This window comes from Streptococcus sp. 79 (genome assembly GCF_013277425.1).
In the GTDB taxonomy this organism is placed as follows: domain Bacteria; phylum Bacillota; class Bacilli; order Lactobacillales; family Streptococcaceae; genus Streptococcus; species Streptococcus pseudopneumoniae.
Map to the genome: position 1 here is coordinate 1 of NZ_VMMW01000019.1, position 22,604 is coordinate 22,604.

At 39.6% G+C, this 22,604-nt stretch carries 26 protein-coding genes; 17 read left to right on the top strand and 9 right to left on the bottom strand.

Going from position 1 to position 22,604, the window contains the following annotated elements; all coding sequences use genetic code 11:
* Window positions 1–168: 168 nt before the first annotated feature.
* The 4 genes from rpmG to HT729_RS04525 form a co-directional block, all read right to left on the bottom strand.
* Window positions 169–318, bottom strand: coding sequence for a 50S ribosomal protein L33 (rpmG, locus tag HT729_RS04510; protein WP_001265622.1), 150 nt, complete (start codon window positions 316–318; stop codon window positions 169–171).
* A gap of 15 nt (window positions 319–333) precedes the next feature.
* Entirely contained in the window at window positions 334–516 is a 183-nt protein-coding gene (rpmF, locus tag HT729_RS04515) for a 50S ribosomal protein L32 (protein ID WP_000290417.1), read from the bottom strand.
* A 151-nt stretch (window positions 517–667) separates the two neighbouring features.
* Window positions 668–868 carry a PTS ascorbate transporter subunit IIC gene (locus HT729_RS04520; protein ID WP_000796545.1) on the bottom strand — a complete coding sequence of 67 codons (201 nt, stop codon included), beginning with the start codon at window positions 866–868 and terminating at the stop codon, window positions 668–670.
* A gap of 2 nt (window positions 869–870) precedes the next feature.
* A complete protein-coding gene (locus HT729_RS04525) occupies window positions 871–1,011 on the bottom strand; it encodes a hypothetical protein (protein WP_001162849.1) in 141 nt (46 codons plus the stop codon).
* 190 nt (window positions 1,012–1,201) lie between these two features.
* Here HT729_RS04525 and HT729_RS04530 point away from each other — a divergent pair, with 190 nt between their 5' ends.
* The 6 genes from HT729_RS04530 (at window position 1,202) to ilvD (ending at window position 8,605) form a co-directional block, all read left to right on the top strand.
* Window positions 1,202–3,232: a BglG family transcription antiterminator gene (locus HT729_RS04530; RefSeq protein ID WP_000460924.1), complete on the top strand. Its 2,031-nt coding sequence runs from the start codon at window positions 1,202–1,204 to the stop codon at window positions 3,230–3,232.
* 3 nt (window positions 3,233–3,235) lie between these two features.
* Complete coding sequence (locus HT729_RS04535) at window positions 3,236–3,520, top strand: PTS sugar transporter subunit IIB (RefSeq protein WP_000912478.1); 285 nt, start codon at window positions 3,236–3,238, stop codon at window positions 3,518–3,520.
* 12 nt (window positions 3,521–3,532) lie between these two features.
* The gene (locus tag HT729_RS04540) at window positions 3,533–4,879 is read left to right on the top strand and encodes a PTS ascorbate transporter subunit IIC (RefSeq protein ID WP_000975292.1); all 1,347 of its coding nucleotides are present in this window, start codon (window positions 3,533–3,535) and stop codon (window positions 4,877–4,879) included.
* A 3-nt stretch (window positions 4,880–4,882) separates the two neighbouring features.
* The gene (locus tag HT729_RS04545; protein WP_000603571.1) at window positions 4,883–5,740 is read left to right on the top strand and encodes a transketolase; all 858 of its coding nucleotides are present in this window, start codon (window positions 4,883–4,885) and stop codon (window positions 5,738–5,740) included.
* Window positions 5,737–6,669, top strand: a complete 933-nt coding sequence (locus tag HT729_RS04550; protein WP_138699167.1) for a transketolase family protein — start codon at window positions 5,737–5,739, stop codon at window positions 6,667–6,669. The genes HT729_RS04545 and HT729_RS04550 overlap by 4 nt, the downstream gene beginning before the upstream one ends.
* Window positions 6,670–6,901: 232 nt before the next feature.
* Window positions 6,902–8,605, top strand: a complete 1,704-nt coding sequence (gene ilvD, locus HT729_RS04555; protein WP_000137354.1) for a dihydroxy-acid dehydratase — start codon at window positions 6,902–6,904, stop codon at window positions 8,603–8,605.
* Between the two features lie 212 nt (window positions 8,606–8,817).
* On the opposite strand, the gene HT729_RS04560 is transcribed toward ilvD, so the two are convergent.
* Window positions 8,818–9,159 (bottom strand): metal-sulfur cluster assembly factor, encoded by a 342-nt coding sequence (locus HT729_RS04560; RefSeq protein ID WP_001206380.1) that lies wholly within the window; start codon window positions 9,157–9,159, stop codon window positions 8,818–8,820.
* Window positions 9,160–9,282: 123 nt separating this feature from the next.
* Between HT729_RS04560 and rgg the strand changes: the two genes are divergently transcribed.
* From rgg to HT729_RS04615, 11 genes are all read left to right on the top strand, one after another.
* On the top strand, window positions 9,283–10,134 hold the full coding sequence (gene rgg / locus HT729_RS04565) for a quorum-sensing system transcriptional regulator Rgg (protein WP_138701010.1): 852 nt from the start codon (window positions 9,283–9,285) through the stop codon (window positions 10,132–10,134).
* Between the two features lie 197 nt (window positions 10,135–10,331).
* Window positions 10,332–11,579, top strand: a complete 1,248-nt coding sequence (locus tag HT729_RS04570; RefSeq protein ID WP_172931722.1) for an MFS transporter — start codon at window positions 10,332–10,334, stop codon at window positions 11,577–11,579.
* Between the two features lie 76 nt (window positions 11,580–11,655).
* Window positions 11,656–12,936, top strand: coding sequence for a histidine--tRNA ligase (gene hisS, locus HT729_RS04575; RefSeq protein ID WP_172931723.1), 1,281 nt, complete (start codon window positions 11,656–11,658; stop codon window positions 12,934–12,936).
* Window positions 12,937–13,080: 144 nt separating this feature from the next.
* Entirely contained in the window at window positions 13,081–13,395 is a 315-nt protein-coding gene (locus tag HT729_RS04580; RefSeq protein ID WP_172931277.1) for a hypothetical protein, read from the top strand.
* Between the two features lie 9 nt (window positions 13,396–13,404).
* Window positions 13,405–13,611, top strand: a complete 207-nt coding sequence (locus HT729_RS04585; protein WP_001176227.1) for a helix-turn-helix transcriptional regulator — start codon at window positions 13,405–13,407, stop codon at window positions 13,609–13,611.
* Window positions 13,611–13,799, top strand: coding sequence for a hypothetical protein (locus HT729_RS04590; RefSeq protein ID WP_172931724.1), 189 nt, complete (start codon window positions 13,611–13,613; stop codon window positions 13,797–13,799). The genes HT729_RS04585 and HT729_RS04590 overlap by 1 nt, the downstream gene beginning before the upstream one ends.
* Before the next feature lie 11 nt (window positions 13,800–13,810).
* Window positions 13,811–14,545, top strand: a complete 735-nt coding sequence (locus HT729_RS04595; protein WP_345890462.1) for a DUF3169 family protein — start codon at window positions 13,811–13,813, stop codon at window positions 14,543–14,545.
* Between the two features lie 9 nt (window positions 14,546–14,554).
* The gene (locus HT729_RS04600; RefSeq protein WP_172931726.1) at window positions 14,555–15,196 is read left to right on the top strand and encodes a type II CAAX endopeptidase family protein; all 642 of its coding nucleotides are present in this window, start codon (window positions 14,555–14,557) and stop codon (window positions 15,194–15,196) included.
* Window positions 15,197–15,213: 17 nt separating this feature from the next.
* Window positions 15,214–15,444, top strand: coding sequence for a hypothetical protein (locus HT729_RS04605; RefSeq protein ID WP_000832181.1), 231 nt, complete (start codon window positions 15,214–15,216; stop codon window positions 15,442–15,444).
* A gap of 155 nt (window positions 15,445–15,599) precedes the next feature.
* Window positions 15,600–17,363 carry an aspartate--tRNA ligase gene (gene aspS / locus HT729_RS04610; protein WP_172931727.1) on the top strand — a complete coding sequence of 588 codons (1,764 nt, stop codon included), beginning with the start codon at window positions 15,600–15,602 and terminating at the stop codon, window positions 17,361–17,363.
* Window positions 17,341–18,282 carry a YitT family protein gene (locus HT729_RS04615; protein ID WP_049492645.1) on the top strand — a complete coding sequence of 314 codons (942 nt, stop codon included), beginning with the start codon at window positions 17,341–17,343 and terminating at the stop codon, window positions 18,280–18,282. The genes aspS and HT729_RS04615 overlap by 23 nt, the downstream gene beginning before the upstream one ends.
* A 28-nt stretch (window positions 18,283–18,310) precedes the next feature.
* Here HT729_RS04615 and HT729_RS04620 read toward each other — a convergent pair whose 3' ends face one another.
* The 4 genes from HT729_RS04620 to HT729_RS04635 all read right to left on the bottom strand — a co-directional run bounded on the left by HT729_RS04620 (window position 18,311) and on the right by HT729_RS04635 (window position 22,505).
* Complete coding sequence (locus HT729_RS04620) at window positions 18,311–19,297, bottom strand: LacI family DNA-binding transcriptional regulator (protein ID WP_172931728.1); 987 nt, start codon at window positions 19,295–19,297, stop codon at window positions 18,311–18,313.
* Between the two features lie 9 nt (window positions 19,298–19,306).
* Window positions 19,307–20,107, bottom strand: coding sequence for a DUF1189 domain-containing protein (locus HT729_RS04625; protein WP_172931729.1), 801 nt, complete (start codon window positions 20,105–20,107; stop codon window positions 19,307–19,309).
* Window positions 20,108–20,368: 261 nt separating this feature from the next.
* Window positions 20,369–21,211: a sugar ABC transporter permease gene (locus HT729_RS04630; protein ID WP_001065638.1), complete on the bottom strand. Its 843-nt coding sequence runs from the start codon at window positions 21,209–21,211 to the stop codon at window positions 20,369–20,371.
* Between the two features lies 1 nt (window position 21,212).
* Window positions 21,213–22,505: a sugar ABC transporter permease gene (locus HT729_RS04635; RefSeq protein ID WP_000414964.1), complete on the bottom strand. Its 1,293-nt coding sequence runs from the start codon at window positions 22,503–22,505 to the stop codon at window positions 21,213–21,215.
* Window positions 22,506–22,604: the final 99 nt, after the last annotated feature.

Here is a 22,604-nt window from a genome sequence, read left to right on the forward strand (position 1 = left end):
AGTAGAGTGCAGTAGAGTGTAGTAACGTGCTAAAATTACCTGATTCAAATCAGCTTTACAAAAAAAGATTGTAGGATAAATAGAGTCTGAATTGAAATATAAGATAATTAACAAAAAGAAAAAACGCTGATTAAGCGTTTTTTTTCTGTATTGATTCGTATTGAATGCTTACTTAACTTCTGTAAACACAACGTGTTTGCGAAGTTTTGGTGAGTATTTCTTCAATTGAAGACGGTCTGGAGTGTTACGTTTGTTTTTAGAAGTAAGGTACAAGCGTTCACCAGATTCTTTGTGTTCAAGTGTAATATTTACGCGCATGGTATCTCCCTTCTATTATTCAGCTGATGCAGCTTTAGCGATTTTACGTCCTTTGTAGTATCCTTTAAGTGATACACGGTGAGAACGTGAGTAATCTCCAGTAGTTTCGTCAAAGTTTACAGATGGAGCTGTTACTTTGTAGTGTGTACGACGTTTGTTTTTCTTCGCTTTTGAAGTGCGACGTGCAGGTACTGCCATTTTGATTTCTCCTTTAGGTATTTATATTCGATTCAATCTACTGATTTTCATCAACCATACTAGAATAACACATTTTTTTTGTAAAGTAAAGTTACTTGACAAAAAAAGATGAAAAAATTCTCCTGTCAGACCTAGCAGACAGGAGAAGGTGTTAAATATCAATCTCAAATGGTTCGTCAATGGTTTCTGATACGTATTTTCCGTCTTTTTTCCGTTGCTTGACACATTCTGTGAGGAGATACTCGATTTGCCCATTGACTGATCGGAAGTTATCTTCTGCCCATGATGCGAGTGCAGCGTATAACTTTGTTGAGAGTCGAAGGGGGATCTGCTTTTTTTTAGCTTCAGCCATCTTTAGTAAAGACTTCCTGTGTTGACAATTGGTTGTGCATCATGATTGCCACAAAGAACGACAAGGAGATTTGAAACCATGGCAGCTTTTCGCTCTTTGTCAAGCTCTACCAATTCCCCTTCATTGAGCCGTTCTAGTGCCATTTCAACCATTCCTATTAATTGTTATCTAAATGATATCGCTTTAATTTATAACGTCAATAGAAAGTTGAAAAATAATCACTAAAAACTTTCAGCCCAATAATTTCTTTTAAAAGGTGAGATTATATTGTGCTCAAATACTCTTTTATTCTTATAATTTTTACACTATAATTGTAGTTAGAAAGGAAGAGAAATGTTTGATTATAGAGCACTAGTTATTTTGATGACTTTGATGGATCATTGTGAGCTATCATTATATGAATTATCTGTTAAGGTGAGCTTACCTATAAAGGAAGTCAAAGAAGGAATAGATTATTTAGTGCCTTATCTAGCTAATAAAGGGATAGTGCTGGATAAAAAACAAGGTCGCTATAGTTTATCAAATCGTACGAAGCAGTCTTTGACAGATATTATTAAGTCGGATGAATTGGTTTTACCAAAGTCGACTCGCTTAGCTTTAATCTATCTTTACACTTTTTGCCGATTAGATTTTATATCGAATAATCATTACCAAGACTTTTTGAAAGTAAGTAAGAATACAACCTTATCTGATATTCAATCATTAAGAAAGATTATGTTAGATAATGATTTGGAGCTAGGGTACAGTAGAGCAAAAGGTTATACTTTACACGGTTCAGAGTGGAATAAGCACCGCTTAGCTTTTCAAATGGTTAGTGAGTTGCTGGAATCCTCCATAGGGATTTGGGGTTTGGATTATGTTTTATCCAGTTGGGGGTATTCATTAACTTATGATTTGATAAATCAGGTAGTTAAAGATTATTATGAGAAGCTACAGCTAGTACCTATTGTTAATCAATTAAAAGTTTGCCTTTTCGGTTTAGTATTCATTCTGTGTAGGTATCAAAGGGATGTTGAAAGAGTATGTCTTTCAGAGACATTAGTATCTCCTGTTATTCAAGATATAACCACTATTTTATTGGATACAGTGGTTGATTTGGGAATTATAGATACGGTGTTTTCTGAGGATGATTATCGCTATATCACAGTTTTATTATCAAGTTGCTTTGAAGGTGAAGTAGATGTTGCTCCGGTTTACTTTAATCAATTAACAGAGGCTATTATAAGTAGAATGGAAGATATTTCTTTGTTACATTTTAAACAAAGGGAAGGATTGAGAGAAAATCTTCGCCGCCACCTTATACCGGCTTACTATAGACTAAAGTTCGGCCTACCTAGTTCAAATGAATATGTATTGCATGTTAAAGAACATTATCCTGATTTATTTGAATTAGTCAAAGATTCTTTGATGCCCTTGATGGACGCTATTGACAATCCCATACCTGATAGTGAAACAGCATATTTTGTTATCCATTTCGGAGGTTATTTAAAGAAAGCAGATACTTTGCCTCAAAAATGGTATAAAGCAGCAATCATTTGTCCTAATGGTGTTAGTTCTTCATTGATGTTAAAAGAGAATCTATTAGCATTATTTCCTCAAATTGAGTTTATAGGAACCTCAAAGATTGATGATTTACAGGTGAAAGCTAGTAGTGACTATGATATGGTTTTTTCTACCATAAAGGTGGAGACAGAAAAGCCAAATTATCTAGTTTCGGTTATGATGACTGAAGAGCAAGCAATACAACTAGTAGAACTAGTGTTAAAAGATTTTCCGAATTTAGAGTATGGAGATTTTGAGATTGAACAAATCCTGAATATTGTCAAAAGATATGGAATTATTACACAAGAATTGGAATTAAGATTGGCGTTAAAGAATTATCTTTATCAAAAAAATGATAGAAAGGAAATTGTACCAGTGCTAGAACAACTTATTACCAAAGAAACCTATCAGGTTAGTTCGCAAAAATTAGGATGGAAGGAGGCGATTCGTTTAGCAGCTAAACCGCTTTTGGATCAAGATAAGATAACGGAGAACTACCCTGAGGCAATGATTCAAAAAGTAGAAGAGTTTGGACCTTTTATTAATTTAGGGAAGGGAGTAGCAATTCCTCACGCTCGGCCAGATGAAGGTGTGAATGAAATAGGAATGTCAATGTTAGTTTTGGAAGAACCGATTTATTTATTGGATAATCCAGAACAAGAGGTAAGATTGTTGATTTGTATTGCAGCCATTGATAATGAGAGTCATTTAAAGGCTTTGTCACATTTAACAACAATTTTAAGAGATAAAAATCATGTTCAAACTTTAATATCATCAAAAAACTATGATGACATTAAAATGATAATTAAACAGGAGGATTAGATAATGTTAAAAATTGGTACAGCTTGTGGTTCAGGATTAGGTTCAAGTTTTATGGTACAGATGAATATTGAATCTGTATTGAGTGATTTGAATGTTTCGGATGTAGAAGTTGAACATTATGATTTAGGTGGAGCAGATCCAAATGTAGCTGATATTTGGATTGTTGGTCGTGATCTAGCTGATTCAGCTAGTCATCTTGGAGATGTTCGTATCTTAAATAGTATTATTGATATGGATGAATTACGAGAATTAATTACTAAAATTTGTGAAGAAAAAGGACTTATATAGGAGGCTAGCGTCATGATGAAGTTCATATTGGATATTGTTAGTACACCAGCTATTTTAGTAGCTTTAATTGCAATTTTAGGATTAGTTCTTCAGAAGAAGAAATTACCTGATATTATTAAAGGTGGAATTAAGACCTTTGTTGGTTTCTTAGTTGTATCTGGTGGTGCAGGAATTGTACAAAATTCTTTGAATCCATTTGGTACCATGTTTGAGCATGCTTTTCATTTATCTGGCGTTGTGCCGAATAATGAAGCAATTGTAGCTGTAGCTTTAACAACATATGGCTCAGCTACTGCAATGATTATGTTTGCAGGCATGGTGTTCAATATCTTAATCGCTCGTTTTACTCGATTTAAATATATTTTTTTAACAGGGCACCACACTCTATATATGGCATGTATGATTGCGGTCATTTTATCAGTTGCTGGCTTTACTAGCTTGCCTCTTATCTTACTAGGAGGATTAGCACTCGGTATTATTATGAGTATTTCCCCAGCATTTGTGCAAAAATATATGGTTCAATTAACTGGAAATGACAAGGTGGCTTTAGGTCATTTCAGTTCTTTGGGATATTGGTTGAGTGGTTTTACTGGTAGCCTTATCGGTGACAAATCAAAATCAACAGAGGACATTAAATTTCCAAAGAGTTTAGCTTTTTTACGTGATAGCACTGTTAGTATTACTTTATCCATGGCAGTTATTTACATTATTGTAGCTATCTTTGCAGGGTCAGAATATATAGAAAAAGAAATCAGTAGTGGTACAAGTGGTCTAGTTTATGCTTTACAATTAGCAGGTCAATTTGCAGCAGGGGTATTTGTTATTTTAGCAGGTGTTCGCCTTATTTTGGGTGAAATTGTTCCAGCCTTTAAAGGTATTTCAGAGCGTCTTGTACCTAATTCAAAACCTGCTTTGGATTGTCCGATTGTTTATACTTATGCACCCAATGCAGTTCTAATTGGATTTATCTCTAGTTTTATTGGTGGTTTAGTAAGTATGGCAATTATGATTGCTTCAGGAACGGTTGTTATCTTACCAGGCGTTGTGCCTCATTTCTTCTGTGGAGCGACTGCAGGTGTCATTGGGAATGCATCTGGTGGTGTTCGTGGAGCCACTATTGGAGCATTTTTACAAGGTATTTTAATCAGTTTTCTTCCAGTCTTTTTAATGCCAGTTTTGGGAGGACTTGGTTTCCAAGGATCAACTTTCTCAGATGCAGATTTTGGTCTATCAGGAATTATTTTAGGAATGTTAAATCAATTTGGTTCACAAGCAGGCATTGTCATTGGTCTTGTTCTTATTCTAGCAGTTATGTTTGGAGTATCCTTTATTAAAAAGCCATCTGCAAAGGAGGAGTAAGGGATGATTTTAAGTGAAAATAGAGAAGATGAGTTAAGAAAATTTGCGACTAACATCCGATTAAATACTCTTAGAACATTGAATCATCTTGGATTCGGACATTACGGAGGAAGTCTGTCTATCGTAGAAGTTCTAGCAGTGCTTTATGGTGAAATAATGCCAATGACTCCAGAAATATTTGCAGCACGAGATAGAGATTATTTCATATTATCAAAAGGTCACGGAGGACCAGCTCTATACAGTACACTCTATTTGAATGGTTTCTTTGACAAAGAATTCTTATATTCTTTAAATACAAATGGAACCAAATTACCGTCTCATCCTGATAGAAATCTAACGCCAGGCATAGATATGACAACGGGCTCTTTAGGACAAGGAATTAGTGTTGCAACTGGACTTGCATATGGTCAGAGAATAAGAAAGAGTCCCTTTTATACTTATGCTATTGTTGGAGATGGTGAGTTAAATGAAGGACAATGTTGGGAGGCTATACAGTTTGCTTCTCAGCAACAGTTATCCAACTTAATTGTATTTGTTGATGATAACAAAAAACAATTAGATGGTTTTACAAAGGATATTTGTAATCCAGGTGATTTCGTAGAAAAATTTTCAGCATTTGGATTTGAATCCATTAGGGTCAAGGGTTCAGATATTAGAGAAATTTATGAAGGGATTGTCCAATTAAAACAGTCAAATAATTCATCCCCTAAGTGCATTGTATTAGATACTATTAAAGGTCAAGGGGTTCAAGAGCTGGAAGAAATGAAATCCAATCATCATCTTCGCCCTACTGTAGAGGAGAAACAAATGTTAACTTCAGTTGTAGAAAGATTAAGTCAGGAATTGGAGGAAACAGAATGATGAGAAGTACGAAAGAATTACGGCATGTATATAGAGACTTCCTTTTAGAGGCTAATCAAAGTTATTCTGATATAGTAGTCTTAGAAGCCGATTTGTCAAGTTCGATGGCTACTAATAATCTTGAAAAGGACTTTGGAGACCGTTATGTGAATGTTGGGATTATGGAAGCAGAAATGGTCGGCCTTGCAGCAGGCTTGTCTATTCAGGGGTTTAGACCTTATCTTCATACATTTGGCCCTTTTGCTTCACGAAGAGTATTTGATCAATTATTTATTTCTCTTGGATACGCACAATTGGATGCCACTGTTATTGGATCAGATGCAGGAGTAACTGCGGAAATGAATGGTGGGACACATATGCCATTTGAAGAAATTGGATTGTTACGTTTAATTCCTAAATCGATCATTTTCGAAGCAACTGATGATATCCAATTTCGTGAAATCTTGAACCAGACATTAGACTTAAAAGGACTAAAATATATTCGAACAATTAGAAAAGCTCCAGAGGCTGTCTATCAAGGTGGAGAAGATTTTTCTAAAGGCTACATTGAGTTAAGACACGGGGAAAATCTTGTAATAGTTGCTTCTGGCATAATGGTTGCTCCAAGTATTCGAGTTGCAGATGAACTGTCTAAATTAGGTTATTCAGTAGGTGTGATAGATTTATTTAGAATCAAACCGATACCAGAACAGATAAAAACAATGTTAAGTGGAAAAACTATATTTACTGTAGAAAACCACAATCAGATAGGTGGAATTGGCAGTGCTTTATGTGAATTATTCTCTGATGATGGAATAACAAAAATTCATCGGATGGGTGTTCAAGAAAGATTCGGTCAAGTAGGGAAAGTGGATTATCTTCTTAATGAATATGGTTTGAGTGAATCGAATATAAAAGAGAAAGTTCTAGAGTTTTATAATGCAAGATAGATGTTAAATACACTGTTCTGAAAGAATTTTTGTAACAATTACAGTACGTTATTTAAAGAAAGCGGATTAAAAAGCATATTCTGGTCATCAGAAAGTGCCCTAATCCGCTTTGTTGTTTTTAGTTTTAAATATTTCATATGTATATAGAATTTTCTGAAAATTCAAGAATTTTCTTCTGTTCATTGCCTTTAAAATGTGCTATAATAGTAAAAACTGAAATGGGAGGGAACAAATGACTGAATTAGATAAACGTCACCGCAGTAGCATTTATGACAGTATGGTAAAATCACCAAACCGTGCTATGCTTCGTGCGACTGGTATGACAGATAAGGACTTTGAAACACCGATTGTGGGAGTGATTTCGACTTGGGCGGAAAATACACCATGTAACATTCACTTGCATGATTTCGGGAAACTGGCTAAAGAAGGTGTCAAATCTGCAGGCGCTTGGCCTGTACAGTTTGGAACTATTACCGTAGCAGACGGGATCGCTATGGGAACGCCTGGTATGCGTTTCTCTCTAACATCTCGTGACATCATCGCGGACTCCATCGAGGCGGCTATGAGTGGTCACAACGTGGATGCCTTCGTCGCTATCGGTGGCTGTGACAAGAACATGCCTGGATCTATGATTGCCATTGCCAATATGGATATCCCTGCAGTCTTTGCTTATGGTGGAACGATTGCACCGGGAAATCTTGATGGCAAAGACATTGACTTGGTTTCTGTCTTTGAGGGTATCGGAAAATGGAACCACGGTGACATGACAGCTGAGGACGTGAAACGTCTTGAATGTAATGCCTGCCCTGGCCCTGGTGGCTGTGGTGGTATGTATACTGCTAATACCATGGCGACTGCTATCGAAGTTTTGGGTATGAGTTTGCCAGGTTCTTCATCTCACCCAGCTGAATCAGCTGATAAGAAAGAAGATATCGAAGCAGCAGGACGTGCTGTTGTTAAGATGTTGGAGCTTGGTCTCAAACCATCAGATATCTTGACTCGTGAAGCCTTTGAAGATGCCATCACTGTGACGATGGCTCTCGGTGGTTCTACAAACGCCACTCTTCACTTGCTTGCCATTGCCCATGCTGCCAATGTTGACTTGTCACTTGAGGACTTCAATACGATTCAAGAGCGTGTGCCTCACTTGGCTGACTTGAAACCTTCTGGTCAGTATGTCTTCCAAGACCTATATGAAGTCGGTGGTGTCCCAGCGGTTATGAAGTACTTGTTGGCAAATGGCTTCCTTCACGGAGACCGTATCACATGTACTGGTAAGACTGTCGCTGAGAACTTAGCTGACTTTGCAGACCTCACACCAGGTCAAAAAGTTATCATGCCACTTGAAAATCCAAAACGTGCGGATGGTCCGCTTATCATCTTGAACGGAAATCTTGCCCCTGACGGTGCGGTTGCCAAGGTATCAGGTGTGAAAGTGCGTCGTCACGTTGGTCCAGCTAAAGTCTTTGACTCAGAAGAAGATGCGATTCAGGCCGTTCTGACAGATGAAATCGTTGATGGCGATGTAGTCGTTGTTCGTTTCGTTGGACCTAAGGGTGGTCCTGGTATGCCTGAGATGCTCTCACTTTCATCAATGATTGTTGGTAAAGGTCAGGGAGACAAGGTTGCCCTCTTGACAGACGGCCGTTTCTCTGGTGGTACTTATGGTCTGGTTGTTGGACATATCGCTCCTGAAGCTCAGGATGGTGGACCAATCGCTTACCTTCGTACAGGCGATATCGTTACGGTTGATCAAGATACCAAAGAAATATCTATGGCCGTATCCGAAGAAGAACTTGAAAAACGCAAGGCAGAAACAACCTTGCCACCACTTTACAGTCGTGGTGTCCTCGGTAAATATGCCCACATCGTATCATCTGCTTCACGCGGAGCCGTGACAGACTTCTGGAATATGGACAAGTCAGGTAAAAAATAAACTCACACTCTTCGAAAATCTCTTCAAACCACGTCAACGTCGCCTTGCTGTAGGTATGGTTACTGACTTCGTCAGTTCTATCTACAACCTCAAAACACTGTTTTGAGCAACCTGCGGCTAGTTTCCTAGTTTGCTCTTTGATTTTCATTGAGTATCAAAAAGCAAGCCAACTTCGGCTTGCTTTTTTTCATCTTCAAAAGTGATTTGCCTGCTTAACGAGGTGGCAGTCCAAGGGCAATACGGCCGTAGCGACTGATTCGTGTGATTTTCCAAGCAGGCGACCAGGTAACTTCAACCTTGACATCTTCGATACCCTCGATTTGTTTCAGACCTGCGACGATTTCGATAGGCAGGCTTTCGGCACAATCGCAGGCAGTGTCGGTGAAGGTCATGACAATCTTACAGAGACCCGTTTCGTCCAGATTGATTTCATAAATCAGTCCTAGATTGTAAACATCCAATTCCACATCTGTATCAAAAACCTTCTCTAGTTTTTCGATAATTTGGTCTTGCAAGGCCAAAGCACGGTCATTGATTTTGATATCCTCTCTCATTACAGTCCCTCCACGTGATAAATATCCTCTATTTTCTCATAATTCTGACAATTTGGCAAGTTTTTGATGAATTTTCTGAAAAATATGATAAAATGAAGAAAATACTGAATCAAGGGGAAGCCTATGGAGCAGATTGGAAAAGTCTTTAGACAATTACGAGAGTCAAGAAATATCTCGCTGAGACAAGCAACTGGGGGACAATTTTCGCCGTCTATGTTATCTCGCTTTGAAACTGGTCAGAGTGAGCTTTCGGTGGAAAAGTTTTTATTTGCCCTAGAAAACATATCTGCCAGTGTGGAGGAAATCCTCTTTCTGGCGAGAGGTTTTCAGTATGATACAGATTCTGAGTTGAGAAAAGAAATCATAGATGTCTTGGATCCAAAGAATATAGCTCCGCTTGAGGACTTGTATCGCAAGGAGTATCAAAAGCATGCCCATTCTCAAAACAAACAGAAACATGTTCTAAATGCCATTATTATTAAGTCCTATATGAAGAGTATGGATGAAAGGGTAGAGTTAACGGCAGAGGAAGGGAAAGTCCTTCATGACTATTTGTTTTCTACCGAAATCTGGGGAATCTATGAACTCAATTTATTTTCAGTCAGTTCAGCATTTCTATCTGTTTCTCTTTTCACTAGATATGTGCGAGAAATGGTCCGCAAATCTGATTTTCTAATGGAAATGTCTGGCAATCGAAACCTTTTTCATACTATACTATTGAATGGCTTTTTAGCTAGTATTGAGTGTGAAGAATTTACCAATGCCTCTTATTTTAAACGTGTCATAGAAGAGCATTTCTACAAGGAAAATGAAACCTATTTCCGAATTGTCTATTTATGGGCGGAAGGTCTCCTTGATAGCAAGCAAGGCAGAGTCAAGGAAGGTCAGAAAAAGATGGAAGATGCTGTCCGTATTTTTGAGATGCTTGGCTGTAATAAATCTGCCGAATACTATAGAAAAACGACCGATTATTGAATATCTGCAAACTAAGAGAATGATTTGAAATTTTAAGCGATAGAACTTTTGACTGCTCTCAGGTCATCGAGAAAGTTCTATCGTTTTTTTGCTTATTTTGTGTGTTGCATATATTCAAAGTTTTTCCTCTAAAATTTCTAAGTGCTATACTATAGTCATACTTCACATAAAACTTTGAACAAGAAGGGAGATTATCTATGAAATTATTGTTTAGAAATCAAGCTTATCGACTCTTGACTTTGTCACGCTTCTTCAATGCTTTTGGTGCTTCGATTTTCAACCTGGTCTTTATCGTCTATGCATCGACTTTGCCACAAGCCTCTTTTGCTGTTGCTATGGCGAATATTGTCATGATTCTTCCGACTCTCTTTACAGTTTTTGTAGGGATTCGGGCAGATTACACGAGAGACAAGGTCAAATGGATGGTCTATAGCGGTTTGTTTCAGGCGGTTTTATTTTTTCTAGCAGCCCTAGTTGTTCAGCAAGCTAGTCTCTTTGCATTTTCTAGCCTGTGTTTAATCAATGTCATTAGTGATGTCATCAGTGATTTTGCAGGTGGCCTGCGCATGCCTCTTATTAAGGAAAAAGTAGCTGAAAATGATTTGATGGAGGCTTATTCTTTTTCACAGTTCATCACCTATATTTCAGCTATTGGTGGTCAAGCTTTTGGAGTCTGGCTCTTAGGACTATCGGTTAACAATTTTTCCCTCGTTGCGGGAATCAATGCCTGTTTCTTCCTCGTATCAGCCGTCATCCTCTTTTTAGGAAAAAGCAAATTGAGCCTGTCAATTTCATCTCCTGATGGTGAATCACTAAAAAATGAGAAGCTTTCTATCAAAGACCAGTTCCTAACGATTTATCGGAATTTACGTCTCGTTTTTCTTAAAGGTGGACAGAAAAACTTTGGTTTTATGCTCTGTGCTGTCTTGCTTATCAATGCCTTGGGTGGCGCTTTGGGTGGAATTTATAATATCTTCTTTTTGAGTCATTCTCTTTTGGACTTTTCTTACACAGAGGCATTATTTATCAGTCAATTCTGTGCTTTGTTAGCAGTCATCATCAGTAGCCTTACGGGCAATGATTATTTTGGGAAGCAGTCCCTGCCTAGATTGATGATGTGGGCGACCGTAGGACTCACTCTAATTGCTCTGGCTAACGTATTCAATCAAGTCGTGCTTGGTTTGCTATTTCTCTTTTTAACTCTGTATGTGTCTGGTATAGTTCAACCAAAGATTAGTGCCATGCTCATGAAAAATCTAGCTCCAGAGGTTTTAGCTCGTACCAGTAATTTTTTAGGTTTATTGTTTACCTTATCCATACCTGTGGGAACAGCCTGTTTTTCACTTGTAGCCGTATGGAATATACAGTTGACTTGGATGCTATTTGTTGGTCTTTCCTTGATAGCTATTTTTTTGACAGGGCTTAATCTCAAAAATGATATTTGAATCCTAATTTTTTCTCACTGTTTTAATCACTCTATTTATGGTAAAATAAGACTATTAAGTTTAAAGAGGATTCCCTATGAAATTACAAAAACCAAAAGGAACGCAGGATATTTTACCTGCTGAGTCTGCCAAGTGGCAGTACGTTGAGGGCTTTGCCCGTGAGATTTTCAAGCGCTATAACTATGCAGAAGTGCGCACGCCTATTTTTGAGCATTACGAGGTTATCAGTCGCTCTGTCGGAGATACAACGGATATCGTAACTAAGGAAATGTACGATTTCTATGACAAGGGTGACCGCCATATTACCCTCCGTCCAGAAGGAACAGCGCCCGTTGTCCGTTCCTATGTGGAAAATAAACTCTTTGCCCCAGAAGTGCAAAAGCCAAGTAAGTTCTACTACATGGGCCCTATGTTCCGCTATGAGCGTCCACAGGCAGGGCGTTTGCGCCAGTTCCATCAGATTGGTGTTGAGTGTTTTGGCTCTAGCAATCCAGCTACCGATGTGGAAACGATTGCGATGGCAGCCCACTTCTTGAAAGAAATCGGTATCCAAGGTGTCAAATTACATCTTAACACTCTTGGAAATCCTGAGAGCCGTGCGGCTTACCGTCAAGCCTTGATTGACTATTTGACACCGCTCAAGGAGACCTTGTCTAAGGATAGCCAACGTCGTTTGGAGGAAAATCCTCTTCGTGTCTTGGACTCTAAGGAAAAAGAAGACAAGGTGGCAGTAGAGAATGCACCGTCTATCTTGGACTTCCTTGATGAAGAAAGCCAAGCCCACTTTGATGCTGTGCGTCAGATGTTGGAGAATCTTGGTGTAGACTACATCATCGATACCAATATGGTGCGTGGTCTGGACTACTACAACCACACCATTTTCGAGTTTATCACAGAGATTGAGGGCAATGACCTGACAGTCTGTGCGGGTGGTCGTTACGATGGTTTGGTTTCTTACTTTGGAGGCCCTGAAACTGCTGGCTTTGGTTTTGGACTTGGTGTAGAGCGTCTGCTTCTCATTCTTGAAAAGCAAGGTGTGGCCCTCCCTATCGAAAACGCCCTAGATGTCTATATAGCAGTCTTGGGCGAAGGGGCAAATATCAAGGCCTTGGAGTTGGTACAAGCTCTTCGCCAACAAGGTTTCAAAGCAGAGCGTGATTACCTCAATCGTAAACTAAAAGCTCAGTTCAAGTCAGCCGATGTCTTTGTGGCTAAGACCCTTATCACCCTAGGAGAGAGTGAAGTCGAAAGCGGACAAGTGACGGTCAAGAACAACCAAACCCGAGAAGAAGTGCAAGTGTCACTTGAGACAATCAGCCAAAACTTCTCAGAAATCTTTGAAAAATTAGGCTTTTAATAGTAGAAAAACTGGTCAGGACTTTACCCCTGACCTTTTTCTTTTGCAAAATGACAAAAATCATAAACTTTTTGACAAATATGCTTGTCAAAAAGAAAAAGATGTGTTACAATATAAGCAAGTTAAGAAATAGGAGGGAGCCACATGTGGGTATGGATTTTGTTTCCTTTTCTCGTCTTGATTTATATGAGTCAATCTAAGAAAATCAAGCGGATAGAGAAGAGGTTAAAGGTAATCGAAAGAAAAGAGAAAGGAAATATAGAAATGTCAAGATTATTGCAAGAAATGATTGGAAAGAAACCAACAATCATTGGAGAACTATTTGGAACAAATTTTTGGGAAGTTGTGGATGTTGATGAGGAATGGGTAAAGCTACGACGTGTAGATAATACGGGAAAAGAAAAATTCAAACTACAACGTATTGAGGATATCCAAACCGTTGAATTTGACGGAGAGTAGGTGTGTAACATGCAACTAAAAAATCGTCTAAAAGAGCTTCGTGCTCGCGATGGCCTCAATCAAACCGACCTAGCCAAGCTAGCTGGGGTTTCCAGACAGACCATTAGCCTACTAGAACGGGACGAATACACCCCGTCCATTATCATTGCCCTGAAAATATCTCAGATTTTCAACGAAACAGTCGAATCAGTATTTCGCTTGGAGGAGGATGAGTGATGAATAAGTTTAAAGTGATTTATTATGTAGTTGCCATAGCTCTATTAGTCAGCATATTTCTATTGATTGGGATAGACTTAGGCTGGTTTAGTCCCTATCAAAGTGACCAATTTATTTGGGCCTACTTTGCACTCATCCCAGTAATTGACTGGATTGAAAAGAAATCCAAAAACCTAGCAAGTAAATAAGGAGAATGAATATGAAAAAGAAGCATGGATTGTTATTTTTAATTCCTTTTATCTTGGGAGTTTTTTTGTACATGTTTGTAGATATGTTGAAGGCTGGTGCCGAATTCCACGGAATTATGTTAGATGTAAAAATCTTGATACCATGGATATCAGCTATTTGTTTACTATTAGGTTTCGTTGGCATTGTTTTGACGTTCAATTTCTTAAAGAAAAGCAGAAAATTTCACTCCTTGTATCAAGAGGAAATGGATGATGATCTGAATGAAACCTATTATGTGCAAATGTATCGTAATCTTGAGTTTGGAAACATTACTTTTAATATTACAGCCGTAGCGATTGTATTGACTCTCTTCATTTCAGGAAGCGAAGTAATTGTACTCGATGTAAGTCGTATAACATTTTCCCTTTCCTTTTTGGAATTAGTGCTGTATTCATACAGCCAAAAATATCTTTTTAAAACCATTGCGATTGTTCGTCAGCTTGATTTGGCATTTTTCTCTACACCAAAGGATATCTTAGAGCATTTCGATTCTTACGATGAAGGGGAGCGCAAGGCTAATTTGGAACAGAGTTTTCGGATTTTATTTCAATTAAATCAGTATGTCTTACCAGCCTTATATATTTTTCTTTTTATCATTTCTTTCTTGACAGGAGAGATTCAGTTACTAGCTTTCTTGCTTGTAGGAGCAATCCATGTTTATATCAATGTGATGCAGTTACCTATGGTAAAACGTTATTTCAAATAGGAGAACTTTATGAAACTACTTAAAAACCTTGGCTGGTTTCTTCTAGCCATTCTATCCTTTTTATTCATCTATGGCTTCATTCAAGGGCTCGCGACTACTTCGCTTGCCTTAGGCGCTTCACCCTATGCTGTTACCCTACTCTATGTGGCCTTGGCTGGAGTTTATGTGTACGGTATTTACAAATGGTATCAGAAAGCTCCTGTTCGTATTGAGAAGAGTGGCTTCAACCGATTTATTTGGCTTCCTGCCTTGGTTTGGTTCTTATCTCTGGTTGTCCAGTTTTTCTTGCCAAATGATCCTTCAGTAAATCAGCAAATAGCGACAGACTTGACCTTGTCTCAACCACTCTTCTCCTTCTTTGCGGTCGTTATTTTTGCTCCTTTGACGGAAGAACTTATCTTTAGAGGGATGTTAGCACGCTACCTCTTTCCTAAGCAGGACAATAGTAAACAAACTCTGATTTTTCTTCTGGTATCTAGTGTTCTGTTTACCTTGATTCATTTCCCAGGTGATGTGCAACAATTTTTTGTCTATTTTAGCCTTGGTTTTAGTTTGGGCTTGGCTTATATTAGCAGAAAAGGTCTGGTCTACAGTATTTCTCTCCACGCTTTGAATAATTTAATCGGCTTTTTGATGATACTCATGCTATAATAGAGTCAGGAGGTCACATGAAACGAGTAATTTTATTAGCAGTGATTCAAGCAGTCGTTCTATTTTTCATCATTGGAGCGCTAGCTTATGCCTTTAAGGGCGATTTCTTCTACAACTATCTAGCAGTTGTCTTTGCCCCTATTGCAGGTGTCTTGCGTTTTGGGACGGCTTACATAACGGAAATTGTCTTGCCTCGAAAGGCAGCCGAAATCGCTGAAAAGCGTAAAGCAGGCAACAATTCAAAATAAAAGAGTCCGATGAACTTCATCGGATTTTTTGTATGGGCGCTAATTTTTAGGGACTTTACCTGATTTTTAAAGACTGACAAACTTTTCTGCTGATTTTCATGAAGAGCCTGCGCTTTTATGGTAAAATAGTAACAGAATAAAAGAGGAGAGAAACAATGAAACGTAGTATGTATGCTGGTCGTGTTCGTGAGGAACACATCGGACAAGAAATTACCTTGAAAGGATGGGTAGGCCGTCGTCGTGACCTTGGTGGTTTGATCTTTATCGACCTTCGTGACCGTGAAGGAATCATGCAGTTGGTTATCAACCCTGAAAAAGTATCTGCAGAGGTTATGGCAACAGCTGAAAGCCTTCGTAGCGAATTTGTTATCGAGGTGACTGGGCAGGTCGCTGCGCGTGAGCAAGCCAATGATAAGTTACCAACTGGTGCAGTTGAGTTAAACGTGACAGCTCTGACAGTGCTTAATACAGCTAAGACAACCCCATTTGAGATTAAGGATGGGATTGAGGCTAATGACGATACGCGTTTGCGTTACCGTTACCTTGACCTTCGTCGTCCAGAAATGTTGGAAAATCTGAAACTTCGTGCTAAGGTGACCCACTCTATCCGCAACTACTTGGATGAGTTGGAGTTTATCGACGTGGAGACACCATCCCTTTCTAAATCAACGCCTGAAGGGGCGCGTGACTATTTGGTACCATCTCGTGTCAATAAAGGGCATTTTTACGCGCTTCCTCAAAGTCCACAAATCACGAAACAGCTCTTGATGAATGCTGGATTTGACCGTTATTACCAAATCGTTAAATGTTTCCGTGATGAGGACTTGCGTGGAGATCGTCAACCTGAGTTTACTCAGGTCGACTTGGAAACATCCTTCCTTACTGAGCAAGAAATCCAAGATATCACAGAAGGCTTGATTGCGCGCGTGATGAAGGAAACTAAAGGCATCGAAGTGACGCTTCCATTCCCTCGTATGAAGTACGATGATGCTATGGCTCTCTATGGTTCTGACAAGCCAGATACTCGTTTTGACATGTTGCTTCAGGACTTGACAGAAGTGGTCAAAGGTGTAGACTTTAAAGTCTTTTCAGAAGCACCTGCTGTAAAAGCCATTGTGGTCAAAGGAGCTGCGGACAACTATTCACGTAAAGACATCGACAAGATGACTGAAGTAGCCAAACAATATGGTGCCAAAGGCCTTGCTTGGGTCAAGGTTGTTGATGGAGAATTAAACGGACCAGTTGCTAAGTTCTTGACTAGCATCCAAGCAGAATTGACAGCAGCACTTGCGCTTGAAGATAAGGACTTGGTTCTCTTTGTGGCAGATGCGCTTGAAGTGGCCAATGCAACACTCGGTGCCCTTCGTGGCCGTATTGCCAAAGAGCTTGGTTTGATTGATAACGATAAATTTAACTTCCTTTGGGTGGTTGACTGGCCAATGTTTGAATGGTCTGAAGAAGAAGGCCGCTACATGAGCGCCCACCATCCATTTACTCTTCCACAGGAAGAGACTGCTCACGAATTAGAAGGCGATTTGGCTAAGGTTCGTGCTATTGCTTACGATATCGTCTTGAACGGTTACGAACTTGGTGGTGGTAGTCTTCGTATCAACCAAAAAGACCTTCAAGAACGTATGTTCAAGGCTCTTGGTTTCTCATCTGAAGAAGCAAATGATCAGTTTGGTTTCCTTCTTGAAGCTATGGACTATGGTTTCCCACCACACGGTGGTTTGGCTCTTGGGCTTGACCGTTTTGTCATGTTGCTTGCAGGAGAAGAAAATATCCGTGAAGTTATTGCCTTCCCTAAGAACAACAAGGCAACTGACCCAATGACACAAGCTCCTTCAACAGTAGCTCTCAAACAACTAGAGGAACTCAGCTTACAAGTAGAAGAAGATGAAACAAGCAAAACGAATTAAGCGGTGGCGCTATTATCTGCGCCGCTTTGCTCATCAGATAAAAATTTTACGTGTCTTACAAAGCATCTCTAGGGAAAAATATGATGAGAAGATTTCGGCCTCTCTGGTCTATGGTTTTTTATCAGCAGTAGCGGTCAATTTCTTTTTCCAACCAGGACATGTGTATTCGAGTGGTGCGACAGGTCTGGCACAGATTATTTCTGCTTTGAGTAATCACTGGTTTGGTTTTCACATTCCGATTTCACTGACCTTCTACGCCATTAATTTTCCTTTGATGGTCTTGGCTTGGTATCAGATTGGCCATAAGTTCACCGTCTTTACCTTTATCACGGTATCCATGAGTTCCTTCTTTATCCAGTTTGTCCCTGTGGCGACCTTGACGGAGGATCCCATTATCAATGCCCTTTTTGGTGGTGTTGTCATGGGCTTGGGGATTGGTTTTGCTCTTCGAAACAATATCTCCAGTGGTGGGACGGATATTGTCAGTTTGACCATTCGTAAGAAAACGGGTAAGAATGTCGGTAGTATTTCTTTCTTGGTAAATGGGACTATCATGCTGATAGCCGGTTTGACCTTTGGTTGGAAATACGCCCTCTACTCTATGATTACCATCTTTGTCTCTAGCCGTGTGACAGATGCGGTCTTTACCAAGCAAAAACGGATGCAGGCTATGATTGTGACCAATCATCCAGACAAGGTTATTGAAAAAATACATAAAAAATTGCACCGCGGCGCAACCATGATCCACGATGCAGAAGGAACCTATAATCACGAGAGAAAGGCAGTTTTAATTACTGTCATTACACGTGCAGAGTTTAATGAATTTAAACAGATTATGAAACAGGTGGATCCAGGCGCCTTTGTCTCTGTATCGGAGAATGTTCATATTTTGGGACGGTTCGTTGAAACAGATAATTAGTAACTAAAAAACCAGCTCGAGCTGGTTTTTATTTTTCAATAATTTTGTGGGCAATCAACTGGCGATAACAAATTTGCTTATTGCTTTTAGCATCGTTGATAATCTGGAGGATAGTTTCAAGAGAAACACGACCAAGTTCTAGGCTATTAATATCAACATAGGCCGCCAAGTTGAGCTTGGGATTGACCGAGTCAAAGCTGAGAACAGGGACATCCAGTTGGTACTTAGCAATATAGTCACAGACCCCTTCGGCTAGGAGACTATCGGTTGTGATGATAGCATCGATTTGTGGGTCATGCTTGAATAATCGCTTGCTAAATTTATAGCCCTTTTCTTCCAGAAACTCGTCTGCAAAGTAGATGCGATTGTTGTCAGTGGTCAGTTTGTAATGCTTAAGCGCCTGTTCATAGCCTGTTAAACGGTCTTTGGTCACGAAGAGCTTTTTACTTCCTCCGATAAAGGCAATGCGTTTGCAGCCTTTTTTGATGAAATATTCAGTCGCATCAAAACCAGCTTGAACATTGTCGTTGTCGACAAGTGGGATGAAAGGAGATAGAGATTTACCTAAAATAAGGAAGGGGAACTGTTCTTCTGCTACGAGTTTGACGAGGGGATCTTCTTCTTGGGCATAGAGAAAGATTAGCCCATCTACACGCTTGCCGTAGACCATTTGTGAAATAGCGTTGAGACGCTCCTTTTCATCTTTTCCTGTTGCTATCTGAATGGCATAGTGGTTTTCAGATGCGACTTGAGAGATGCCACGTAGAACCGATGGAAAGAAAGGATTCTGGTAGAAGGCGTCTGAGTCATCAGGAAGAACCAAACCAATCACCTGAGTGTAGCTGCTTACCAAGCTACGAGCGTTGAGGTTGGGGTGGTAATTGAGCTCCTTCATAGCCTTGCGAACGCGTTTTTTTGTTTCGTCGCTAATGGTTGATTTATTTTGAATAACACGGGTTACGGTTGAAGGCGAAACACCAGCAGCCTTGGCCACGTCTTTAATCGTAACGGGCATAAAAATCTCCTATTTATGGTAATTTGGATCACGGAAATGTGTTTTATAAAAGATAGTGACCAGATACAGAACAAAAAGAATATTTTGTACAGTAATCAGGGTTGTCATATTTTGGCCAAATAATCCCAAAATAAGTGTAATCAGAGTCGGCAATCCTAAACAGTTCAAGATAAAGTGATAGCACTCTTTAAAGGTTCTAAATGAAAAGAGGCGTGATTTCTTAGTGATATAAAGGAGAAGACTAGCTCCTAGAGAGACGATAAAGAAATTCAAACCAAAGAGGAAGCTGGCACCGAGAACTAGGAAGAGACTGATATAGACACGATTTTGTTGGTACCAGTCTTTAGAAATTGCTTGGGTCAAGCTGTCTTTGCTTTTGAAACTCTCAGTCTGAATGGCTCGGTAAGAGATGCGGGTCAGTTCCTTGCTTTCCTTGCTGATGACTAGCTCATTTGTATCGAAATGCAGTTGCAAGTCCTTAGGTAACTCCTTACTTGGGCTTGGACCAATCACAACAGAAGGCGCTTGACTAGCTGTTCCTGTATAAATTAATGTGCCATCGACAATTCTAGCATGTTCAGAGAGATCCTGGACAACCTTATCTGTCAATGGTTCATAGACATTATCGATAAAGGTTTCTAGCGGATAAGTCTCCTGTGAGCTGTTTTGAATGGCAATGGGTACCATCGACAAGCTGATAAGGAAGATACTGGTAAAGAGTAGTTGAAACCAGTTGAGCCCGAAACGTTTGGACAGGGGCTTACGAAATCCCCAAATACTTGAAAAATAGGAAAATGGATATGGAAGCATAGGTATCTTTCTAAAAGGTGTTTTATATATGAGTATTATTATATAGAGAAATTCGCTTTATTTCAAGTCTAGGAGAAAAATTGCTTGTTGTAAGGACATTACTTACAGTAACAATCGCTAATAGTCAATGAAAATCAAAGTACAAACTAGGAAGCTAGTCGCAGGTTGCTCAAAGCACAACTTTGAGGTTGCAGATGGAAGCTGACGTGGTTTGAAGAGATTTTCGAAGAGTATAAAATGAAAAAGGGTGGCGGGGATAAATTATCCCTTGTCGCCACCACTTGTAAGTCCTGAAACAAAGTTCTTTTGTAGGAAGAAGAAGAGAATACAGATTGGAAGGGCGATGAGGATAGCACCTGCTGAGAAGTAGGCAATCTTCATGTTTTTCGCATTGTTAACGAAGGTTTGGAGACCCACGGCAACAGTAAAGTATTCTTTCTCACGAAGCAAGAAACTAGAGAGGATGTAGTCCCCGAAAGGTCCCATGAAGGCCCAGAGAGCTTGTACGGCAACCATTGGGCGAACAAGTGGAAGAACAATTTGCCAGAAGCGGCGGAAGTGTCCTGCACCGTCTAGTTTTGCAGATTCGTCTAAAGACATTGGCACTGTATCGAAGTAGCCTTTCATGAGCCAAGTATTCATCGGGATACCACCACCAACGTAGAGGAAGATGAGGAACCAGCTGTGGTTAAGGGCGTTCAACATAAGCGCCATAACGAAGAAGGCTGTCAAAGCGGCCATAGTTGGCACCATTTGGATGATCAAGAAGAAGACCAAACTTTGTTTACGAGCCAAGAAGTTGTAACGGCTGTAGGCATAACCAGCAAGTACGATGATACTTGTTTGAACAGCCATGGTAATCAAGGCAATGATCAAGGTGTTGAGGTACCAAGTACCGTACAAGGTTTCAGTGAAGAGGCCTTGGAAGTTAGCAAAACTAAAGTCGACGTTGCTGTCTAGTTTAAAGGCTACTACGTTACCAGTCTTGAAGGCTGACATAATGGTAATCAAAAGTGGATAGATAATGACAATTGATAGACCAATCAGGTAAAGGTATGTAAGGCTTTGAGTCAGTCTACGTTTGAGTTTAATTGAGTTATTCATCTTAGACGTCCTCCATATCAAATGCGTGTAGTTTCTTGAATGCGATCATAGAGATTGAGATGACAATGATAGAGATAATCAAGGTGACAGCTGCCGCCATTGAGTATTGAGGAGATGTACCTGTTGTCAAACGGTAAATCCATGAAATCAAGATATCGGTTGAACCAGCTCCACCACCGACACTACCAGGTCCTCCAGCGTTGAAGAGGTACATGATAGAGAAGTTGTTAAAGTTGAAGGTGTATTGGCTAATCAAAGTAGGTGCCGCAACAGCTAAGATCATTGGGAAAGTGATGTTGCGGAATTTTTGCCAAGCATTGGCACCGTCAATATAAGCTGCTTCGTAAAGGTCGTTAGGAATAGATTGCAAGATACCCAAGGTCAGAACGTAGATGTATGGGAATCCAAGCCAACCTTGCATCATAATCAAGGCAATCTTAGTCCAAGTTGGGTCTGTTTTCCAGGGAATAAGAGCGCCATCAAGGAAAGGAAGGAATTTAGCCAAGATTGGCAATACTTGGGTGTTGATAGCTCCGACACTATCGTTAAACATGTTTGAGAATGTCAAGATAGTGATGAAGGCTGGGACAGCCCAAGGAAGAAGGAAAATAACACCAAAGATACGTTTTCCTTTGATAAATGGTTGGTTAGCAATGATAGCTGTGAAGATACCAATCACAATCTGTAAAGTTGAGGCTGCCAAAGCCCAGATGATGGTCCAAGAAAGAACAGAACCAAAGGCAGAACGGAAGGTACTCAAACTCCAGATATTACTAAAGTTTGTCAAACCAACCCAGTCCAACAATTTGTTTGGTGGTAAGTGTTGGAAGTCATAGTTGGTAAAGGCGATCATCAAGGTTACGATAACTGGGAAGATAATCGCGAAGGTCATGGCAACATAAGATGGAATAATCAAGAGATAAGGGAAACCATTTTCATAAATCCCTTTGATCATGTCTTTGAGGGTACGTGGAACTGGAATTCCATTGTTAATGCGTTTTGCAATCGTATATGCATCTTTGATATTTGAGAAATAAAAGAGTACATAAACGACTACAAAGATTAAATGGAAGGCACCACGAATCAGCATAAAGAGGGAATTATCACGACCGGGCTTGTCACCAAGAGTGATGAGATTGCTCAATTCAGGTGCTGCAAGTGCTAGGAAGTAAAGGACAAATACGATGGTTACACCAAGGAAGATAAAACCTTTGGCTTTTTGTTTATTGTAAATCTGTCCTAACCCAGGAATGATAGACAGCAGGGCTGCTTTACTAGGTTGTTGCTTTTCCATAATAACTCCTTTCATAGGATACTACTTTTTTTATAAGAAAGCTAAATTATTTGTGTCTCTATTGATAAATTCAAAGGGGGATTTGAATTCCACCCCCCT